The sequence below is a fragment of the Gilvibacter sp. SZ-19 genome (assembly GCF_002163875.1).
In the GTDB taxonomy this organism is placed as follows: Bacteria; Bacteroidota; Bacteroidia; order Flavobacteriales; family Flavobacteriaceae; genus Gilvibacter.
Map to the genome: position 1 here is coordinate 3,078,297 of NZ_CP019333.1, position 17,567 is coordinate 3,095,863.

15 protein-coding genes and 2 rRNA genes (1 of these 17 only partly in view) are annotated in these 17,567 nt (G+C 43.3%); 9 read left to right on the plus strand and 8 right to left on the minus strand.

The annotated features are described in order from the left end of the window. Positions 1 to 53: 53 nt before the first annotated feature. Complete coding sequence (locus tag BTO09_RS14300) at positions 54 to 1,004, plus strand: hypothetical protein (protein ID WP_087525430.1); 951 nt, start codon at positions 54 to 56, stop codon at positions 1,002 to 1,004. Here the strand turns inward: BTO09_RS14300 and BTO09_RS14305 are convergent. After that, positions 991 to 1,566, minus strand: coding sequence for a Smr/MutS family protein (locus tag BTO09_RS14305; protein WP_087525431.1), 576 nt, complete (start codon positions 1,564 to 1,566; stop codon positions 991 to 993). The two genes, BTO09_RS14300 and BTO09_RS14305, sit on opposite strands and share 14 nt — an antisense overlap. A 129-nt stretch (positions 1,567 to 1,695) precedes the next feature. On the opposite strand from BTO09_RS14305, the gene BTO09_RS14310 reads away from it, so the two are divergent. From BTO09_RS14310 to BTO09_RS14320, 3 genes are all read left to right on the plus strand, one after another. Next, positions 1,696 to 3,516, plus strand: a complete 1,821-nt coding sequence (locus BTO09_RS14310) for a T9SS type A sorting domain-containing protein (RefSeq protein ID WP_087525432.1) — start codon at positions 1,696 to 1,698, stop codon at positions 3,514 to 3,516. A 118-nt stretch (positions 3,517 to 3,634) separates the two neighbouring features. Then, positions 3,635 to 3,913 carry a CD225/dispanin family protein gene (locus tag BTO09_RS14315; protein ID WP_087525433.1) on the plus strand — a complete coding sequence of 93 codons (279 nt, stop codon included), beginning with the start codon at positions 3,635 to 3,637 and terminating at the stop codon, positions 3,911 to 3,913. A 40-nt stretch (positions 3,914 to 3,953) separates the two neighbouring features. Then, positions 3,954 to 4,304, plus strand: a complete 351-nt coding sequence (locus BTO09_RS14320) for a DUF2752 domain-containing protein (protein WP_232454973.1) — start codon at positions 3,954 to 3,956, stop codon at positions 4,302 to 4,304. Between the two features lie 4 nt (positions 4,305 to 4,308). Here BTO09_RS14320 and BTO09_RS14325 read toward each other — a convergent pair whose 3' ends face one another. From BTO09_RS14325 to rocD, 4 genes are all read right to left on the minus strand, one after another. Then, a complete protein-coding gene (locus tag BTO09_RS14325; RefSeq protein ID WP_087525435.1) occupies positions 4,309 to 6,054 on the minus strand; it encodes an FG-GAP-like repeat-containing protein in 1,746 nt (581 codons plus the stop codon). 79 nt (positions 6,055 to 6,133) lie between these two features. Continuing rightward, positions 6,134 to 7,840, minus strand: a complete 1,707-nt coding sequence (locus BTO09_RS14330; protein ID WP_087525436.1) for a CUB domain-containing protein — start codon at positions 7,838 to 7,840, stop codon at positions 6,134 to 6,136. 362 nt (positions 7,841 to 8,202) lie between these two features. After that, complete coding sequence (locus BTO09_RS14335; protein WP_087525437.1) at positions 8,203 to 9,144, minus strand: hypothetical protein; 942 nt, start codon at positions 9,142 to 9,144, stop codon at positions 8,203 to 8,205. A 23-nt stretch (positions 9,145 to 9,167) separates the two neighbouring features. Continuing rightward, positions 9,168 to 10,445 (minus strand): ornithine--oxo-acid transaminase, encoded by a 1,278-nt coding sequence (gene rocD / locus BTO09_RS14340; protein WP_087525438.1) that lies wholly within the window; start codon positions 10,443 to 10,445, stop codon positions 9,168 to 9,170. 158 nt (positions 10,446 to 10,603) lie between these two features. On the opposite strand from rocD, the gene rlmD reads away from it, so the two are divergent. The 3 genes from rlmD to BTO09_RS14355 are packed head-to-tail and all read left to right on the plus strand — an operon-like array spanning position 10,604 to position 13,202. Next, the gene (gene rlmD, locus BTO09_RS14345) at positions 10,604 to 12,013 is read left to right on the plus strand and encodes a 23S rRNA (uracil(1939)-C(5))-methyltransferase RlmD (RefSeq protein ID WP_087525439.1); all 1,410 of its coding nucleotides are present in this window, start codon (positions 10,604 to 10,606) and stop codon (positions 12,011 to 12,013) included. A 9-nt stretch (positions 12,014 to 12,022) separates the two neighbouring features. After that, complete coding sequence (locus BTO09_RS14350; protein WP_157663535.1) at positions 12,023 to 12,517, plus strand: DUF6452 family protein; 495 nt, start codon at positions 12,023 to 12,025, stop codon at positions 12,515 to 12,517. Continuing rightward, entirely contained in the window at positions 12,489 to 13,202 is a 714-nt protein-coding gene (locus BTO09_RS14355) for a DUF6048 family protein (protein ID WP_232454974.1), read from the plus strand. Before BTO09_RS14350 ends, BTO09_RS14355 begins: the two co-directional genes overlap by 29 nt. A gap of 2 nt (positions 13,203 to 13,204) precedes the next feature. Here the strand turns inward: BTO09_RS14355 and BTO09_RS14360 are convergent, their stop codons facing one another. Next, the gene (locus BTO09_RS14360) at positions 13,205 to 14,359 is read right to left on the minus strand and encodes a class I SAM-dependent RNA methyltransferase (protein ID WP_087525441.1); all 1,155 of its coding nucleotides are present in this window, start codon (positions 14,357 to 14,359) and stop codon (positions 13,205 to 13,207) included. A gap of 56 nt (positions 14,360 to 14,415) precedes the next feature. Between BTO09_RS14360 and BTO09_RS14365 the strand changes: the two genes are divergently transcribed. After that, the gene (locus BTO09_RS14365; protein ID WP_087525442.1) at positions 14,416 to 15,147 is read left to right on the plus strand and encodes a bifunctional 2-polyprenyl-6-hydroxyphenol methylase/3-demethylubiquinol 3-O-methyltransferase UbiG; all 732 of its coding nucleotides are present in this window, start codon (positions 14,416 to 14,418) and stop codon (positions 15,145 to 15,147) included. Continuing rightward, positions 15,147 to 15,815 carry a ZIP family metal transporter gene (locus tag BTO09_RS14370; RefSeq protein ID WP_087525443.1) on the plus strand — a complete coding sequence of 223 codons (669 nt, stop codon included), beginning with the start codon at positions 15,147 to 15,149 and terminating at the stop codon, positions 15,813 to 15,815. Before BTO09_RS14365 ends, BTO09_RS14370 begins: the two co-directional genes overlap by 1 nt. Before the next feature lie 351 nt (positions 15,816 to 16,166). On the opposite strand, the gene rrf is transcribed toward BTO09_RS14370, so the two are convergent. Together rrf and BTO09_RS14380 are read right to left on the minus strand one after the other, a co-directional pair. Further along, positions 16,167 to 16,278: ribosomal RNA gene (gene rrf / locus BTO09_RS14375) — 5S ribosomal RNA — on the minus strand. Positions 16,279 to 16,425: 147 nt separating this feature from the next. Further along, positions 16,426 to 17,567 (minus strand): 23S ribosomal RNA (locus tag BTO09_RS14380) (it continues 1,680 nt past the right edge of the window).

Here is a 17,567-nt window from a genome sequence, read left to right on the forward strand (position 1 = left end):
CATATTTCGACTATTTTCGTTCCCAATACAGAGAACGTATTTTATTACTCCTTATGAACCGATTCTACGCTCAGTTATTGCTGATTTTAAGCCTACTAGTATGTACAACAGCCTGTGACGATGGCGATATCATTGTAACTACCTTTGATTTTGACGAGATTCAATTGGAGAATTGCGGAGAACCTGGAGACTACGTTTTCTACAAGATCAACAATTCGAATTTAGAATCTATTTCGCTTGTTCTTGGCACTACGGATGAGATCTATCTAAGCACTCAAGACCGCACCTATGCACTCAACGGGACCTCGAATTTTGTGAATTATCGCACCTATTCGGCCGAAGTTGGCGCTGAATTCTTTTGTAGTAATGTAACCCCTTCTACCCCAGAAATTGTAAATGATTTTGCGGGGAATTCAGGAGACGCACTTTTAGAAGTGATTGCGGTTAATGATGATAACGATGGAATCGCTTTAGAAAATGAACTCGACGAACTGGATGAAGATGGAGACGGAGATCCATTTACCAATCCTTTAGACACCGATGGCGATGGCTTACCCAACTATATCGATTTTGATGACGACGGTGACAACGTACCTACGGCAAACGAGCTAGACACGGAGAACGCAGACGGAGACGACAATCCGTATACTAATCCAAAGGACACAGATAACGATGGTATTCCAGATTATTTAGATCCGGACGATGATGGAGACGGCATCCTAACCCGCAATGAAGATACCAACGCCAATTTAGACCCGACAGACGATGTTACCGATCCTGCGGTTGGTCCTGATTTCTTGAATCCTGATGTTGCTGTTGAAACTTTCGTAGAGGCGTATCGTTCTCATACATTTACCCTCACCACCTCGGTTACGGTGACTTTATTGGATCTTGTATTGACCAATGGAAGTGAGGAGTTGATCAGAGAATCCTTGTTTTTGGGAACCATTGACAATGCCTTCAACGCCACTTTTTTGGTGGAGCCTGTCTTTACCAACGACTAGCTTTTTGACTCAGGTGAATTAGCGTTGCGCCCTGGCCGTATTTTTGATAATCTGCGGGTTCATATCTGAGGCCATCATAACGACCAATTAAAAACTGCAATTCGGTTTTTAATACCCCTTCTCCTACTCCGTGTATCAATACCAGTTTTGGTAGCCGTTTTTGAATTGCCAGATCTATACTGCGTTTGGCGCGTTCAAGTTGAATCTCCAAATGCTCATGAGGCAAGAGTCGGTGATGATCCTTAACCAACTTTTCAATATGCAGATCGACCTCCATTGGCGGGATAACCTTTTCGCGTCTGGGTTGAATTTTTCGCTTCTTTTTTAGCTTTGTTTCACGGCTGAACTCCCGTTGTTTTTGTTGTGCTGCGGATAGGTTAAGCGGCTGCTGATCCAATTGTGGTACCAAGGCCTTGCATTCAAATTCTAAATCAAAACCATCTGTGGTTGTAACGAGTGCAATATTCCCGTTAATAGCCTTGATCTCTCCACGGATGTTGTCTTCGATCACTTCTACGAGATCACCTACGGAAAACCCTGATTCTCTGTTTTTTATCGTCATTTTAGCCTGCTTACACGGAATTTTCCTGTAATTTATCGAAATTGTGTTATTCCCATGAACATTTTTCCTACTTTTATATCATATTACGTCGTACTTGCCCCCCAATAAGTACAGGATTAACTTGTTACGATGAAAAAGCTTTTATTCTTTGCGTGCTTCGCTGGCGGCCTCACATCAGCTATTGCACAACTCTATGTCCGACCGAATCCGACAAGCAGTACCGATTCCTACATTTATGTGAACGATCAGGTTTTGTACGTCGATGACGAGGTCAATCTCGAATTAAACACCAACGACCCAGCCACAGAAGCCAGCATCTACTTAAGAGGTGACGGGCAGCTTATTCAAGGCAATACAGCAGCCGGAGCAAACCTAGGTACAGGATTTCTTTCTGTATACCAACAAGGTTTTGCAGACCGTTATGAGTATAACTTTTGGGCCTCTCCAGTTGGAAATGCGTCTGCAGCTGTAGGCAATGAGAATTTTGGGATAACCAAATTTTACGATGTTGTTGGAGTAACAGAAAGTACACCAGCCTTAAATTCTGGCGCTTATAACGGAACTTCAAGTCCCTTGACCATTTCCACACGCTGGATCTGGAAATTCATAGCCGGAACAACCTATTCAGATTGGGTTTTTGTAGGTAATTCCCAAACGGTAAACCCGGGGCAAGGGTTCACCATGAAGGGAGTTGACGTAGGTGCAGACCTAGCCTCTACTCCGCAGCAAGAGTACGACTTTAGAGGTAAACCTAATAGCGGTGATATCACCAATAGTGTTATTGCAGACCAGTTGACTCTTATTGGTAATCCTTATCCATCTGCTGTAGATCTGCAAGAATTCTTTGATGATAACCCAGATGTAGATGCCCAAGCCTTTTATTGGGAGCAAGATCATGCCGTTAACTCACACTATTTAGCCGCTTACCAAGGTGGCTATGCGGTTTGGACTGCAGATGGTACGCCAGACGGATTCTATCAGCAAGCGATATTCCTCTCCTATGCCGGAGACGGTTCTTCAGGCCCTCCTACAGGAACTGGTGGAACACCCTTGATTCAGCGCCGTTATGCACCTATAGGCCAAGGTTTCATGGTTCGTGGCGATGTAGACGGAACAGTTACTATGAAAGACGAATACCGTGAATATGTCCCTGAAGGAGCTGCAAACTTTTCTGAATTTAAGAGTGCTTCCTTCGGAAACGCTACAGCAATGGTAGACACTGAAGATGAAGATCCGGAGCGATTAAGAGAACGGCCTTTTGTTAGACTGACGGCCTTTGTGAATGACAACTTTGCATCTCCGGTTGCAATTCTTTTCTATGACAAGGCCACTTTTGGAGAAGACCGTGGAATGGATGCCAAGAGTCCAAGAGATCTGGAAAATGACATCTTCTGGTCTCTAGCAGATGATCCAGACAACGAATACATTATTCAGACTGTACCCTTCCAACAAGAAGCCATGATTCCTTTGGCCTTTAAAGTTGGAGAAGCTTCCACAACCTTTAGACTTTATATTACCGAGCGTTCGGACTTCAACAAAGACATGTACCTATTCGATGCGGTGAACAATACCTATAGCTTGCTTACTAAAGACGAATACACTACCGTTAATGGATTGGCTCCGGGTATGTATAAAGACCGTTTCTTTATCACCTTTACCAGAGTAGATAATCCTGCGGAGGCAGCAACAGCCACTGTAGAGGCTAAAGTGCAGGTATTCCAGAACAATCCGGCTAAACAGCTAGAAATCATCAATGATGAACTTCTGGTTTTAGAATCGGCTACCCTTTATGATATAAACGGTCGTATCCTATGGACACGCAACGATTTGGGAGGTGACTCGCGATACGCTTATCCGACTGGCCTTTTAGCCGATGGAGTCTATATACTCAGATTACAGACAAAAGACGGTGCTGTAAAGACAGAAAAGATTCGCGTCTTTAATAAATAAGTAAACGGTTAAACGAATTTAAAATCCCCATTTTATGTGGGGATTTTTTTTTTGCCTGAGATTTTTATTATTTTCAATCCCTAAGGCAATTACGCTATAACCAATCAACTAACAAACCATGGAAGAAAATCAAAAGAAACCCAAAAATTACCTAGTAGAATCTATACTAGTAACCATATTTTGCTGCCTGATCTTTGGGATCATTGGAATTGTAAACGCCGCCAAGGTAAATTCTGAATATGAAGCAGGAAATTACGAAGGCGCATTAGCTGCCTCCAAGCAAGCTAAAACCTGGACCCTATGGGGCTTTATCATTGGCTTGGCAGGAGTAGTAATTGTTGGTTTCCTATATTTGGTTATGGGAATTGCAATTCTAGGTAGCGCCGGTGACTTTTAGTAAAAAGAACATACTTTTAGCAAGTATACCAGTAGCAATTTTGCTGCTGGTATATTTTTTTTACAACCCAGAGGATTTCGATTGGTTCCCCAAATGCCCTTTTTACAGCCTTACAGGGGTCTACTGCCCGGGTTGTGGTAGTCAACGTGCATTACACAGTTTGGTGCATTTAGAATTTGGCAAAACGGCTTCTTATAACTTTTTATTCTTGCCAGCACTTGGAGTGGTCCTATACAACTTCGGAATAACGGTTTTCAACGAGCTGAGCGGTAAACAACTTACCAACTACATTTATAAGCCAATTTTCCCAAAAGTGGTCTTGATTATTGTTTTGCTTTTCTGGGGACTCAGAAATATTCCCTTTTCTCCCTTCTGCTATCTAGCGCCTTAAGCGTTTAATGTTTTACCAAACGGTTAGTAAAGCTATTGGTCTCTCCTTGAATCTTTAGCAAGTAGACTCCTGCTTGTAGATTTGCAAGGTTCAATACTGTAGTTGATCGATCTAATTCCTGCTCTAATACCAATTGCCCTAAAACATTGTAGAGTTTTAGCCCAGTTATATGCTGATCTGACAATTGCACGTTTACCAGATCGGTAACAGGATTTGGATAAACTTGTAAAGTACTTAAGTTTTGCAAGTCTTGATTACTTAAAATAGCATTGTCCTCTATTATAGTTACCGTTTGATTTGCAGACAAATCCGTATAGGTGTCCACTATACCGCTAGGCCAATAGACCTTTATCTGATCTACAGCATTAGCAGCCCCTAGTCCGAAGAACTCAGCCGTAGAATTCTGACTCAAATAACCTTCTAAATTGGCTGTAAATCGATATTGAGTCATTCCACCCGCCATAAGTTCAATACGCGCTCCTACTCCATCCCGATTGCTAACAGTACCTTCTAACTTAACCTTAAAATAATTGTTGTCATTAAGCTCGCCTGATTTATTGAGCCATAAATAATCTTTAAACGGGTCTCTGTTCGCAACGACTATGTCGGGATAGCCATCATTGTCAACATCGCCCATGGCATTTCCATAAGAAAACGCAAGATCATCTTCAAAGCCTTGACCAATTACTCGCTCGAAGGTAGCATCACCCTGATTGTCATAATAGGCAGCAGGAAGTATTCCACCGCCATCCGTGGCAAATTGTCCACTCACATAGAGATCCAAATAACCGTCTAGGTCTCCATCGAGCCAAACGGCTCCCCATGAAAAGTAACCGAACTGAACCCCAGCTGCAATTGCCGTATTGGTAAAAGTCTCGTCACCGTTGTTCTTCATTAAAAAATTACCCGGATCAGGATCGCTAGAATCGATGGTAGTGTTCGTGATATACATATCCACATAACCGTCATAGTCGTAATCTTCAATAGCCGAGCTCATGGCGTTCATTTGGTAGTCTGATCCAGAAAAGAAACTAATGTCTGAAAATACACCACTGCCGTTATTCTTGTACATCACGTTTTTGGTAATCAAACGATCGTTGATCAAATAAAGCTCCATTTGACCATCATTATTGATGTCGTAAAAAGTACCTTGAAAACTCAAAACAGACCGATTCCCAATATTGGATTCTAAGTTGACATTGGCAAAGGTTCCATCGCCGTTGTTTTTAAACAGCATATTCACCTCTACCTGTGCCAGATCGCGATTTGCCAAGAATACGTCGAGTAGGCCATCGTTATCGTAATCGCCCCAAGAAGCAGAATTTGTGAAAACGTTGGTCGTTGGTAGCCCAGCTTCCGCTGTTATATCGACAAAAGAAAAATTGTCATTGCGATAAAAGGTGTTGGGTGCAGTTTCGCTAGCAACAAACAAATCTTTATCACCATCGTTGTCAAAGTCTACCCACGAAACGCTCTTAGAAGCAATTAGCGGATCAACGAGATCAAGACTGATCTCGGTAAAGCTTCCTTCAATATTCTTGTAGAATCTAACCGGTTCTCCAGCATTGGTACAAACAGTGATATCGTCCCAGCCATCATTGTCAAAATCGACAAAGGAAACACCTGTTCCATCGCTGATATCTCTTATCTCATCTATGCCTAGTGCGACTGCGGATTCTTCAAATAATACTTGACTCTGTGCGCTAATGCCTAACATTAAGGCGACAATCAATGGGGAAATTGATCTCATCTTTCGGGGGAATTAAAAAAAGACACCCCCAAACCTTAGTAAGGGGGTGTTCTATCAGAATTACATCAATAAGAAATTCTTATTTCTTCAAAGTCATCGGTTCAACTTCTACCTCCATAAATGGAAGGTCGATAGCCGAAGGATCTTTAGTTGCTGAAGCTGCTGGCGCAGTAAATGGAGTTACGTATTGGATACAGATCTCCCACCCTGGACGAGTTACAGATCCATCAGATTCGAATACGAAAGTAATGTCTTGTCCAGAAGTTTGGAAAGCTTCGCCTTGTAAGCTAGTTCCGGTAAATCCTGAATTTCCATTAGCCGTTACTGTAGAAGCACCTCCAATTGTAGTTACTTCTGTAGCAACATCTTCTATTGGACCGTCGTAAACACGCATATAATCCCAGTTGCTCTCAATGTTGAACACTTGGAAAGTAGCCAATACTACTTGCCCAAATGGAGCTGTGTAGCTTTGGGTTACATCTTCGTTCACACCATAGTCTCCAGTTGTTCCTCCAGAATCTACGTAGTCTACATCACACACAAGTGGTGGTGGCGCAGTACCACATACCTCTGCAGCCCATCCTGTGTCAGTTACAGAACCATCAGAATTAAAGACTAAAGTAAGTGAGTCTGTAGTACCGTCTACCTGTACTTGGAAAAGCTCTGAACCTGAGTACGTTCCAATTAATGGTGCGGTTGCGTCTGAACCATCATAGATAGATAGTTCATCACAGCAAGATTCGGTTGCAAACTCCGTGAAATATAAAGTCATAGGAGAACCGTCTCCAGTTGTTACAACACGTGTTACGTTTTCATCGTTACGGTAGTTGATAATGGTACCACCCGTATCGGCCGCAAAGCTAATAGGATCAGTACATTCTAAAATTGGTAGTGGCACATCACTTGGAAAACTTACAGTACCAGTTCTTCCGTTCCAAGACCAAGTTCCTTGATCTTGTGCAATAAGACACTGTGTTCCATCTCCGTTAGAAAATGAATCGTATCCAAGGTTGTTCCCATCTCTTACAATGGCACTTACACCAATGTCATAAGTTGCCATAAACGATCCCCACATAGAAGACTGACCAAACAACCAGATCTCGTTGTTAACCCCAGGAGTTACCAAAAGCAAGCCTGGAATCCCTACTTGCGAGAAACATGCAAAGTCAAAAGTTTCTGTGGTTGTGTCAGTGAATGGGTTTCCTGCTGGTGACAGCACAAAAGTCTCGGTCACAACAACTCCAGCTCCTGCTGGGTGTGGCGTACCATCACTAACAAGGTTCCATACTCCGTTAAAGGCACCATCTGTGTTGTCCACATAAGTACCTAGAGAAACAACACCGCGCTGGGTGCTAAATTCCTTGTACACGTGGCTGATACCGTCTTTCCCGTTAATGGTCACATCACTAACAATTGGGTTTGAAGGATCAGAAATGTCAAAGCTGAAATTTCCGTTTACACCTTTAAAGGCAAAAGAAGTTCCCGCCATATCTGCCTCGTGAGAGAAAAATGAGTATTTGTCTCCGTTTAAGGTTTTAACTGTTGCGTTGAATTTGCCGTCGTTTCCGGCATTAATCCAAATTTTGGCATTGAAGTCAGAATCTAGAGTGGCAATAAATCCGTGGTACATTCCCAAGCCTGAATCGTCAAACTCAGCTCTTGGAGTTGCTTTTGGATCCACCGATTCTGTAAATGCGTTGGTTTCATTTTGATCTAGTTCAGTTGTTTCTTCACTACAAGAGAAACACACTGCACCTAGAGCAAGCATTAAAATAAATTTCTTCATTTGTGTTGCGAGGTTTTGAAAAGTTAAAAGTTTTGTTCGCTAGAATTCGAAGTGGCAATATAAAGTCATTTTCGAAAAAGGCAATGAAATTGTTAAGGAAATTTTAAATAATCCTTAAAGCGAAGTTTTTTATCGATTAATGGAAAAAAAAGTCTCAATTTTTTAAGAAAATGACAATTCAGAGCCTCGCTCACCCCCTATTGTTAAAGGATTCTCATGATAAAGCACTGATTTTCTGGCAAATTCAGCCCGTCTGGGAAGAAAACAAGTCAACAGCAACAAAAAAACCTTCAAAAAATAGACGAGCTACTCTTTGAAGGTTTTAACCCAGATTTAGATTTTTCTATTAGAAATTCCTTACGTTAATCCAGTAATATGGTTCCACTTCTTCCATTCCAAGACCAAGTTCCAGAAGCTACCTCTGTACAACTTAGATCTACATAAGCTTGCACGCCAGGAACTGCTCCATTTATCGTAGAACCTAGATTCCAGGTCAAATTGTTGCCTAAAATATCAGTGGTCTGACCAAAGGCTGCGATCTCATCTACAGCTGTTGGCCCAACTAGAGGTAAATCCAATACCGTAGGTCCAAGCGTGAAAGGCGCATAAGTCCCAGCAGGAATCACCCCACAACCCGAAGCTGTAAAACTCTCTTGAGAGGTGTCGTTGAACATACGTCCATCTGGAGTACCATTGTCGTAACAAATGACCAATTCGTCAATATTATCGACAGTAATAGTAAAGGTAAACGGAGGAAACGGTATGGGCTGTGTTATGTCTGAGGTAGAGGTGCTGATAAAATCCCATGTACCGGCAAAGCTTGAATCCGCAGTATCTACAAAAGTTCCTAGCGATACCGTGGCTCTGCTCGCGGCCTCATCCTTAACTAACAGAATGTGTATCGGTCTACTTTCCAGATCAGAACCCAAGACAATAACATTTTCTTTGTCTGATACGTCAATGGTAAAGAAAGCATTGTCCGATTTAAATCGATATTGCGCATCTCCCAAGGCTTGTCCCTCAAAATACAGTGACTTGCCATTATCTAAGGCAACTACTGCCAGCGGTGTGTCCGCGTCAGTTATACTGACAATCAGTTCCCCGTGGTATTTTGTATCCGCAGACACAAAAATACCGCGATACATACCCAGATTGGTACCATCTAAAGTGGCGTCTGGAGTGGCGACACTAAGAGCTGCAAACTTTGCACTGTTAATTGCCTGGTTCTCTAAAGCTGGTTGCGGTTGTTCTGCACATGCCAATAGCAAGGCAGCGGCACATAGGCCGAGAAATTTTCTTTTCATAGGTGAGGTTTTAAAAAAATTGGTTACTCAAAAGTTTTTAGCGTGCTGGTTATGATACTTACACAATCCAACAACTGCTCTTTATTCATTACCAATGGGGGAGCGAAACGTATAATGTTTCCATGGGTAGGCTTGGCCAATAGGCCGTTATCTCGAAGTGCCAAGCAAATGTTCCAAGCGGTGTCTCCTTCTTCGTGATCGTCTATGACAATGGCGTTAAGTAGACCTTTTCCACGTACTAGCTTGACTATCTTACTGTTTGCAATATACTTATTCATTTCTGAACGGAACAACTCTCCTAGCTGAAAAGCGTTTTCAGCGAGTTCTTCTTCTTGTATAACCTCTAGTGCGGCCATGGCAACGGCTGCAGCAATTGGATTCCCGCCAAAGGTGGAACCGTGGTTTCCTGGACGAATCACGTTCATGATATCGTCATTGGCTAATACAGCCGAAACCGGGTATACACCACCGCTTAAGGCTTTTCCTAAGATCAGCATGTCTGGCTTCACTTCTGGAGTTCCGCTACAGTTCTTATCGGAACAACTGCAATTCCCGCAGGTAGCCAGCAAGCGTCCGGTTCTAGCAATACCGGTCTGAACCTCGTCTGCGATAAAAAGAACATTATTGGCCTCACATAGGGCTTTGGCCTTTTTTAAATAATCGGCAGCAGGGACATAGACTCCAGCCTCGCCTTGAATTGGCTCTACCAAGAAACCGGCAATTTTATCATTGTCTTTCAACACCGCTTCTAAGGCGTCAATGTCGTCATAAGGTATCTTGATGAATCCTTGTGTATAAGGGCCAAAGTTCTTGCGCGCCACAGGATCATTTGAAAAAGAGATGATCGTAGTTGTACGGCCGTGGAAGTTGTTTTCACAAACCACAATTTGCGCCTCATTCTCGGCAATACCTTTTTTCTCATAAGCCCATTTGCGACAGATCTTAACAGCAGTCTCAACGGCTTCTGCACCCGTGTTCATCGGAAGCAATTTATCGAATCCGAAGAGCTCGGTAGCGTATTTTTCGTAACGTCCTAAAAGATCGTTGTAAAAAGCGCGCGAAGTAAGTGTCAGCGTATCTGCCTGACTTTTTAGTGCTCCGACGATCTTAGGGTGGCAGTGGCCCTGGTTAACGGCCGAATAAGCCGACAAGAAATCGTAATATTTCTTTCCTTCTACATCCCAGACATAAACACCCTCGCCTCGGGTCAATACTACTGGTAATGGGTGATAGTTGTGGGCGCCATACTTGTCTTCTAAAGCCATGGCCTCTTGCGATGTCAATCCTTGTAAAACAGACATTTTAATAATTTTTCAATTGAAACATGAGCAATTCCTTCTTGGCTAGATCTATCAGCAGGAGAGAAATCATCCTAAAGCGATAGCAAGTTACTAAATTTAGTTCGTGAGGGTTCAAAAAGTCGGCATAAAAACGTTGGAATTGTACTACTTTTGCCCCCATGGCAAGAAAACGCAACAGAATAGTATTTGAAGGTCTAGAGGTCATTGATGCAGGGGCAAAAGGAAAGGCAGTTGCCAAAGCTCCAGACGGACGTGTGGTTTTCATTGACAATGCGGTTCCCGGAGATATAGCCACAGTGCAGACCACCAAAAAACGATCTGCATACTATCACGGAACAGCCATTTCATTTGACAAGCTTTCGGACAAGCGCGTGGAACCGGCCTGTGCTTATTTTGGCACCTGTGGCGGATGCAAATGGCAAAATATGGGTTATCCCTTCCAACTGGAATACAAGCAGCGAGAAGTTACCCAGAACTTAAAGCGTCTTGGTGGCATAGAACCCAAGGAGATCATACCTATAAAGGGCTGCGACACGCCTTACTTCTATCGCAATAAAATGGAGTTCTCCTTTAGCAATAACAAATGGTTGACCCAAGAGCAGATCTCCAGCGGCGAAGCGATAGCAGATCGCAACGCTTTAGGGTTTCATATTCCGGGCATGTGGGATAAGATCTTAGACATAGATAAATGTCACTTGCAAGCGGATCCATCTAACGCGATTCGCAATTTTGTTCGCGATTTTGCCAAAGAAAAGGGCCTTGCCTTTTTTGATCCTAGAGCGCAAGAAGGGTTACTGCGGACCTTAATGATACGCAATACCAGCACAGGTGAATTTATGGTCTTGATCCAGTTCTACGACCATGATCAGGAAGCTATTAATATGGTTCTGGAGGCAGTTGCTGCGGAGTTTCCGCAGATCACCTCCCTGCTATATGTGATCAATCAGAAAGCCAATGACACGCTTTACGATCAAGACATTTTACGCTACTCAGGAAAAGAATTTATTACCGAAAAAATGGAAGGCTTGGAATTTAAGATCAATGCCAAGTCTTTTTACCAGACCAACTCCGAGCAGGCTTACGAACTCTATAAGATCGCTCGTGATTTTGCCGGACTCCAAGGTAAGGAGCTGGTATATGACCTATATACGGGCACTGGGACCATTGCACAGTTTGTTTCAAAACAAGCAGCCAAGGTTATCGGTGTAGAGGCAGTTCCAGAGGCTATTGAGGCGGCCAAAGCCAATGCCGAGCACAATAAGATCAGTAACTGTGAGTTTTATGTGGGAGACATGAAGCAGGTATTTACCGAGGAGTTTATCGCTACTCACGGACAGCCCGATGTAGTGATCACCGACCCACCACGTGACGGTATGCATAAAGATGTGGTTGCTCAGTTACTGCAATTGGAAGCGCCCAAAATTGTATATGTGAGTTGCAATAGTGCAACTCAGGCACGAGATTTGCAACTACTTGCAGAAAAATACGAGGTACAAAAGTCTCAAGCTGTAGATATGTTTCCGCAGACGCATCATGTAGAAAATGTTGTACTTTTAACCAAACGATAGTTTATTCTTTTGAAAAGAACTCTAGCACTTATTTGCTGCCTACTTTTGGCCATGGGATGTACCCGAGATGATATTTGTCCGGAAGATACCCAGACCACTCCCCTGCTAATCATAACCTTCAAGGACTTTGCAAACCGCACTTTGTCTAAGACTGTTCCAAATTTGGAAGTACGAGATGCAGAAAATTCAGAGATCGTATTGTTTAGCGTGAGCAGCACGGATTCCATAGCAATTCCCCTGCGAAACTTTGACACGCGAACCGAATTGTTGTTTGTGCGAGAGGCAGACACTACAGACACCGATGAATCCAACGCAGATCGATTCAATCTGCTTTACACTACAGAAGATATTTATTTGAATCGCGCTTGCGGATTCATTACCAATTACAATGATCTAAGTGGACAACTGATCAATGAGGAAGGTAGCAACTGGCTCTTTAGTTTTGAAGTTTTACAAACCACAATTAGCGACGACAATGCAGCGCATCTTACTCTTTTTCATTAGTCTGATGCTACTAAGCACGGCTGCAGTTTTCGCTCAGGAATCCACTGAGTCGCCTTCCGATACCCTAGCCCAGAAAAAGCGTGATAACAAATACGGTTTACGGTTAGGAGTGGATCTGGCCAAACCTTTGCGTACCGCTATAGAAGATGGCTACACAGGATTTGAGATCACTGCGGACTTTGGGGTCTCCAAACGATTTTACGCCGCCCTAGAACTTGGGACAGAAGAAAAAGAACGCCTTGAAGAGAATTTAAATTCAATTGCTCGCGGGAGTTATTTTAAAATCGGAGCAGATTTTAATGCCTATGACAATTGGCCAGGACTAAACAATAGCATTTTTGCCGGATTGCGCTACGGATTTTCAAGCTTTGAGCAAGAGTTATTGTCTTACGGCATCTACACCACGGATCAGAGTTATGAGGAATTTCAGCTGCGCGAGGAGCCACAGACCTTTGAAAGCCTTAATGCCTCTTGGATAGAACTTATGGTGGGAGTTAAAACCGAACTCTTTAACAATCTCTTCCTAAGCCTGAATGTACAGCTTAAACGGCGCATTAGCGAGACCAAGCCAGAGAATTTTGACAATCTTTATATTCCTGGATTCAACAGAACCTATGACGAATCGAGCTTTGGAGTGGGTTACGGCTATACGATCAGCTATCTGATACCGATCTTTAAACGTTAAGCCTACTGCTTCTTCGCCTTTTTACTTCCGGAATACATTTCATATCTCACCAAACGACTTTCTAGTTTCCCATTAAAAAGTTTGATCTTTTTAGAAGGACGTAGTCCCACCGATTTGAGCGCTTCTAAATTTCCGCAGAGCATCCAGGCCTGAGTTCCGGGGTATCCGCGTTTTAAAGTATCGCCGATCTTGGTATAGAAATCTTCTACGTCGATGGTAAGACGTTCGTCATAAGGTGGGTTAAAAATGATAAAACTCGGGCGGTCACTGCTTTTCTCCGAGCTAAAGAAATCTTGCCTCTGAATACTGATAAACTCTCCTAGATTTGCATTCTTTACGTTAGATCGAGCCACGGACAGCGCCTTGTCATCTAAGTCAAAGCCTTGAATACGATATTGAAAATCACGTATCTTATTAAGTGCAGCCTGCTCAATGGTCGCAAAAAGATCTTCGTCATAATCTGGCCAATGCTCAAAGCCGAATTCATCGCGATTTAGATTCGGTGGAATATTACAAGCAATCATTGCAGCCTCTGTGAGTATGGTTCCACTGCCACACATAGGATCTAACAGATCACATTGACCACGCCAACCCGATAGCAAGACAATTCCCGCCGCCAAGACCTCGTTTAGAGGAGCTAAGGTAATTGCGGTCTTATAGCCGCGCTTGTGTAGCGAACCCCCAGAACTGTCTAAGGATACTGTGCAACGGTTGCGATCTATATGTAGATTGATCCGTAAATTGGGATGCGCCAAGTCTACGTTAGGTCTTCTGCTTTCGCGTTCTCTAAACCTATCTACAATCGCATCCTTGGTCTTAAGTGCAATGAATTTGGAATGCGTGAACTGTTGCGAATGTACTGTAGCATCGACGGCTAGAGTACCGTCCGCAGACATAAAATCCTCCCATGGGATACGCTTAACTTTTGTATAAAGATCGTCTTCTGAAAATACAGGAAAACTGGAAATGGGTTTAAGGATCTTTATCGCAGTACGACAGCAGAGATTGGCCTTGTACATAAAGCCCAGGTCGCCCATAAAACTAACCGATCTGCGCCCAGGGGTTACCCCAGAAGCCCCGAGTTTTCTAAGTTCTTCTGCCAATACCTCTTCCAATCCGAAGAGTGTCTTAGCAACCATATTAAAGTTTTTTCCCATAAGTTCGCTGTAGGATGCCCCAAAAATAGACTATTTTAGCCCTTTAAACCATCTGCATGCAAGAGATTCCTGAATCTTGGTATACTTCCTGGTTCAATTCGCCTTATTATCATATCCTATATAAGGATCGGGATTATTCCGAAGCAGCCGTTTTTATGGATAATCTAACGGAGGCTTTGGCCCTACCGAAGACTGCTCATATTTTAGATTTGGCCTGCGGTCGCGGAAGACATTCTATTTATTTAGCGGGTCTGGGTTATCAGGTGACCGGAGCGGATCTTTCTCCTAAGAATATTGAAGCGGCTAAGTTGCATGAAAGACCAGGACTGCGGTTTGTGATCCACAATATGTGCTTACCGTTTCAGCAAAAGTTCGATGCTATTTTCAACCTATTTACTTCTTTTGGTTATTTTGAAGGAGCTAACGATAATTTGAGAGCCATTCGAGCTATAAAGCAGAGTTTAGCACCAGGAGGAGTTGGTGTTATCGATTTCTTGAATGTGAATTATGTAGCGCAGCATTTAGTGTCTTCTGAACAGAAAATTGTAGAAGGCATAACGTTTGACATTCAGCGAGAAATGGATGCTAAGTTTATTACAAAGACCATTACCTTTAAAGATGGGGAGAAGTCTTATCAATTCGACGAACGCGTTGCCGCTATGGATTTAAATCAGTTTAAGGCCTACTTTGAGCTTGCAGGAGTTAAGTTGCTGCAAACTTATGGTAATTATCAACTGGACGCCTTTGATCCGGATTCTTCAGAGCGATTAATTATGATCTTTAAGTGATGTTGTATTTGAGTTTGATATTGGCTGTTGCCTTGGGTTACGGAGTTGCTATTGGGTTAAAAGCAAAAGAAACCACACGATTCAATTTGCTCTTAGCTTTTAGTGGCGCATTCTTACTGTCGGTTACATTATTCGAGTACTTACCGGAGCTGCAATTACAAAGCGACAAGCGCATAGGGCTTTTTATTATGGGTGGTATATTACTGCAGCTAATACTCGATTTTTTCTCTAAAGGCGCAGAGCACGGTCATATTCATATACACGCTAATAGTAAACAGTTCCCTTTGGCTCTGTTTATAAGCCTTTGTATTCACGCCTTGTTAGAGGGTATTCCAGTAGCCGAACATCAGCACTTACTCTATGGTGTTTTGATCCATAAGGTACCAATTGCGGCTATACTGGCGATTTTTCTTATTCATTCCGGCTATGCAAGTTGGATCACCCTTTCATTTCTTACCGGCTTTGCCCTTATGACTCCTTTAGGAAGCTTTTTAAGTCAGCAAATCACGGAGCTGCAAGAATACCTTGTCTATCTCAATGCACTTGTTGTAGGGATCTTTTTGCATGTTTCCACGACTATCTTATTTGAGAGTAATAAGAATCACAGCTTCAATTTGATCAAATTGCTCACTGTAGTTGTCGCAATTGCCATTGCCTATTCTATTTAGAACGAAGCTGTTTCTGCTTTAATTAATTATTTAGCTAGAATCATTCTTGGTGAAGTGATAGCTTTTTTATCGCAGCGATCATTTCGGATCTCTAAACTCATAGCAAACAAAAACCGTTGCTCTATAATTGAACAAGGGTTTATGATAGGACGTTGCGATTTAGGACAGAATGAAGAAGCCAACGATTTGGCTTTTGAATGATGTGCCAGATAGTGCGAGGGAAAGTTCAGCTTCGCAGCAACGGGCCAGCCTGCCGCGTAGGAGTCGCTGCCTTTTTACTGCAAAATCTTTATTCGAGAAGTTTCTATAAACAAAAAGACCCGTCCTAATCTTAGAACGGGTCTTATGAAAAAAAGGCAGCGACATACTCTCCCACTTGGTATAGCAGTACCATCTGCGCAGATGGGCTTAACTTCTCTGTTCGGAATGGTAAGAGGTGAGCCCCATCGCTATAGCCACCTTAAATCGTTGGCTTGCAATAAGATGCAAACACTAATATTTTGACATAAAGGAAAAAGAGATTCGAGAGTGTGTAGCAAGTTCATTTGAACTGCATTAATTTTTTAAAGCAAAGAGTGGCTTCCCTGACCCGAAGATCAGGGAAGTCGACGTACATAAGCTTACGGGTTATTAGTATCACTCGGCTATGATGTTACCACCTTTACACCTGTGACCTATCAACGTGGTAGTCTCCCACGACCCTTTAAAGAAATCTCATCTTGTGATGGGTTTCGCGCTTATATGCTTTCAGCGCTTATCCCTTCCCAACGTAGCTACCCAGCAGTGCTCCTGGCGGAACAACTGGTACACCAGAGGTTAGTCCAACTCGGTCCTCTCGTACTAGAGTCAGATTCACTCAAATTTCTCGCGCCCACTACAGATAGAGACCGAACTGTCTCACGACGTTCTGAACCCAGCTCGCGTGCCACTTTAATGGGCGAACAGCCCAACCCTTGGGACCTTCTCCAGCCCCAGGATGTGACGAGCCGACATCGAGGTGCCAAACCCCCCCGTCGATGTGAGCTCTTGGGGGAGATCAGCCTGTTATCCCCGGAGTACCTTTTATCCTTTGAGCGATGGCCCTTCCATGCGGAACCACCGGATCACTATGCTCTACTTTCGTACCTGATCGACCTGTATGTCTCTCAGTCAAGCTCCCTTATGCCATTGCACTCTACACACGATTGCCAACCGTATTGAGGGAACCTTTAGAAGCCTCCGTTACTCTTTTGGAGGCGACCACCCCAGTCAAACTACCCACCAAGCACTGTCCTCATTTCTGAGTTAGGCTTCAAATAAGTAAAGGGTGGTATTTCAACAATGACTCCACAACGCCTGGCGACGCCACTTCAAAGTCTCCCACCTATCCTACACATTACTTATCCAAAGTCAATACTAAGCTATAGTAAAGGTTCACGGGGTCTTTTCGTCCCGTAGCGGGTAATCGGCATCTTCACCGATACTACAATTTCACCGAGCTCATGGCTGAGACAGTGTCCAGATCGTTACACCATTCGTGCAGGTCGGAACTTACCCGACAAGGAATTTCGCTACCTTAGGACCGTTATAGTTACGGCCGCCGTTTACCGGGGCTTCAATTCAATGCTTCGCTAAAAGCTAACATCTCCTCTTAACCTTCCGGCACCGGGCAGGTGTCAGGCCCTATACATCATCTTTCAATTTAGCAGAGCCCTGTGTTTTTGATAAACAGTCGCCTGGACCTCTTCACTGCGGCCAACATTGCTGTTGGCG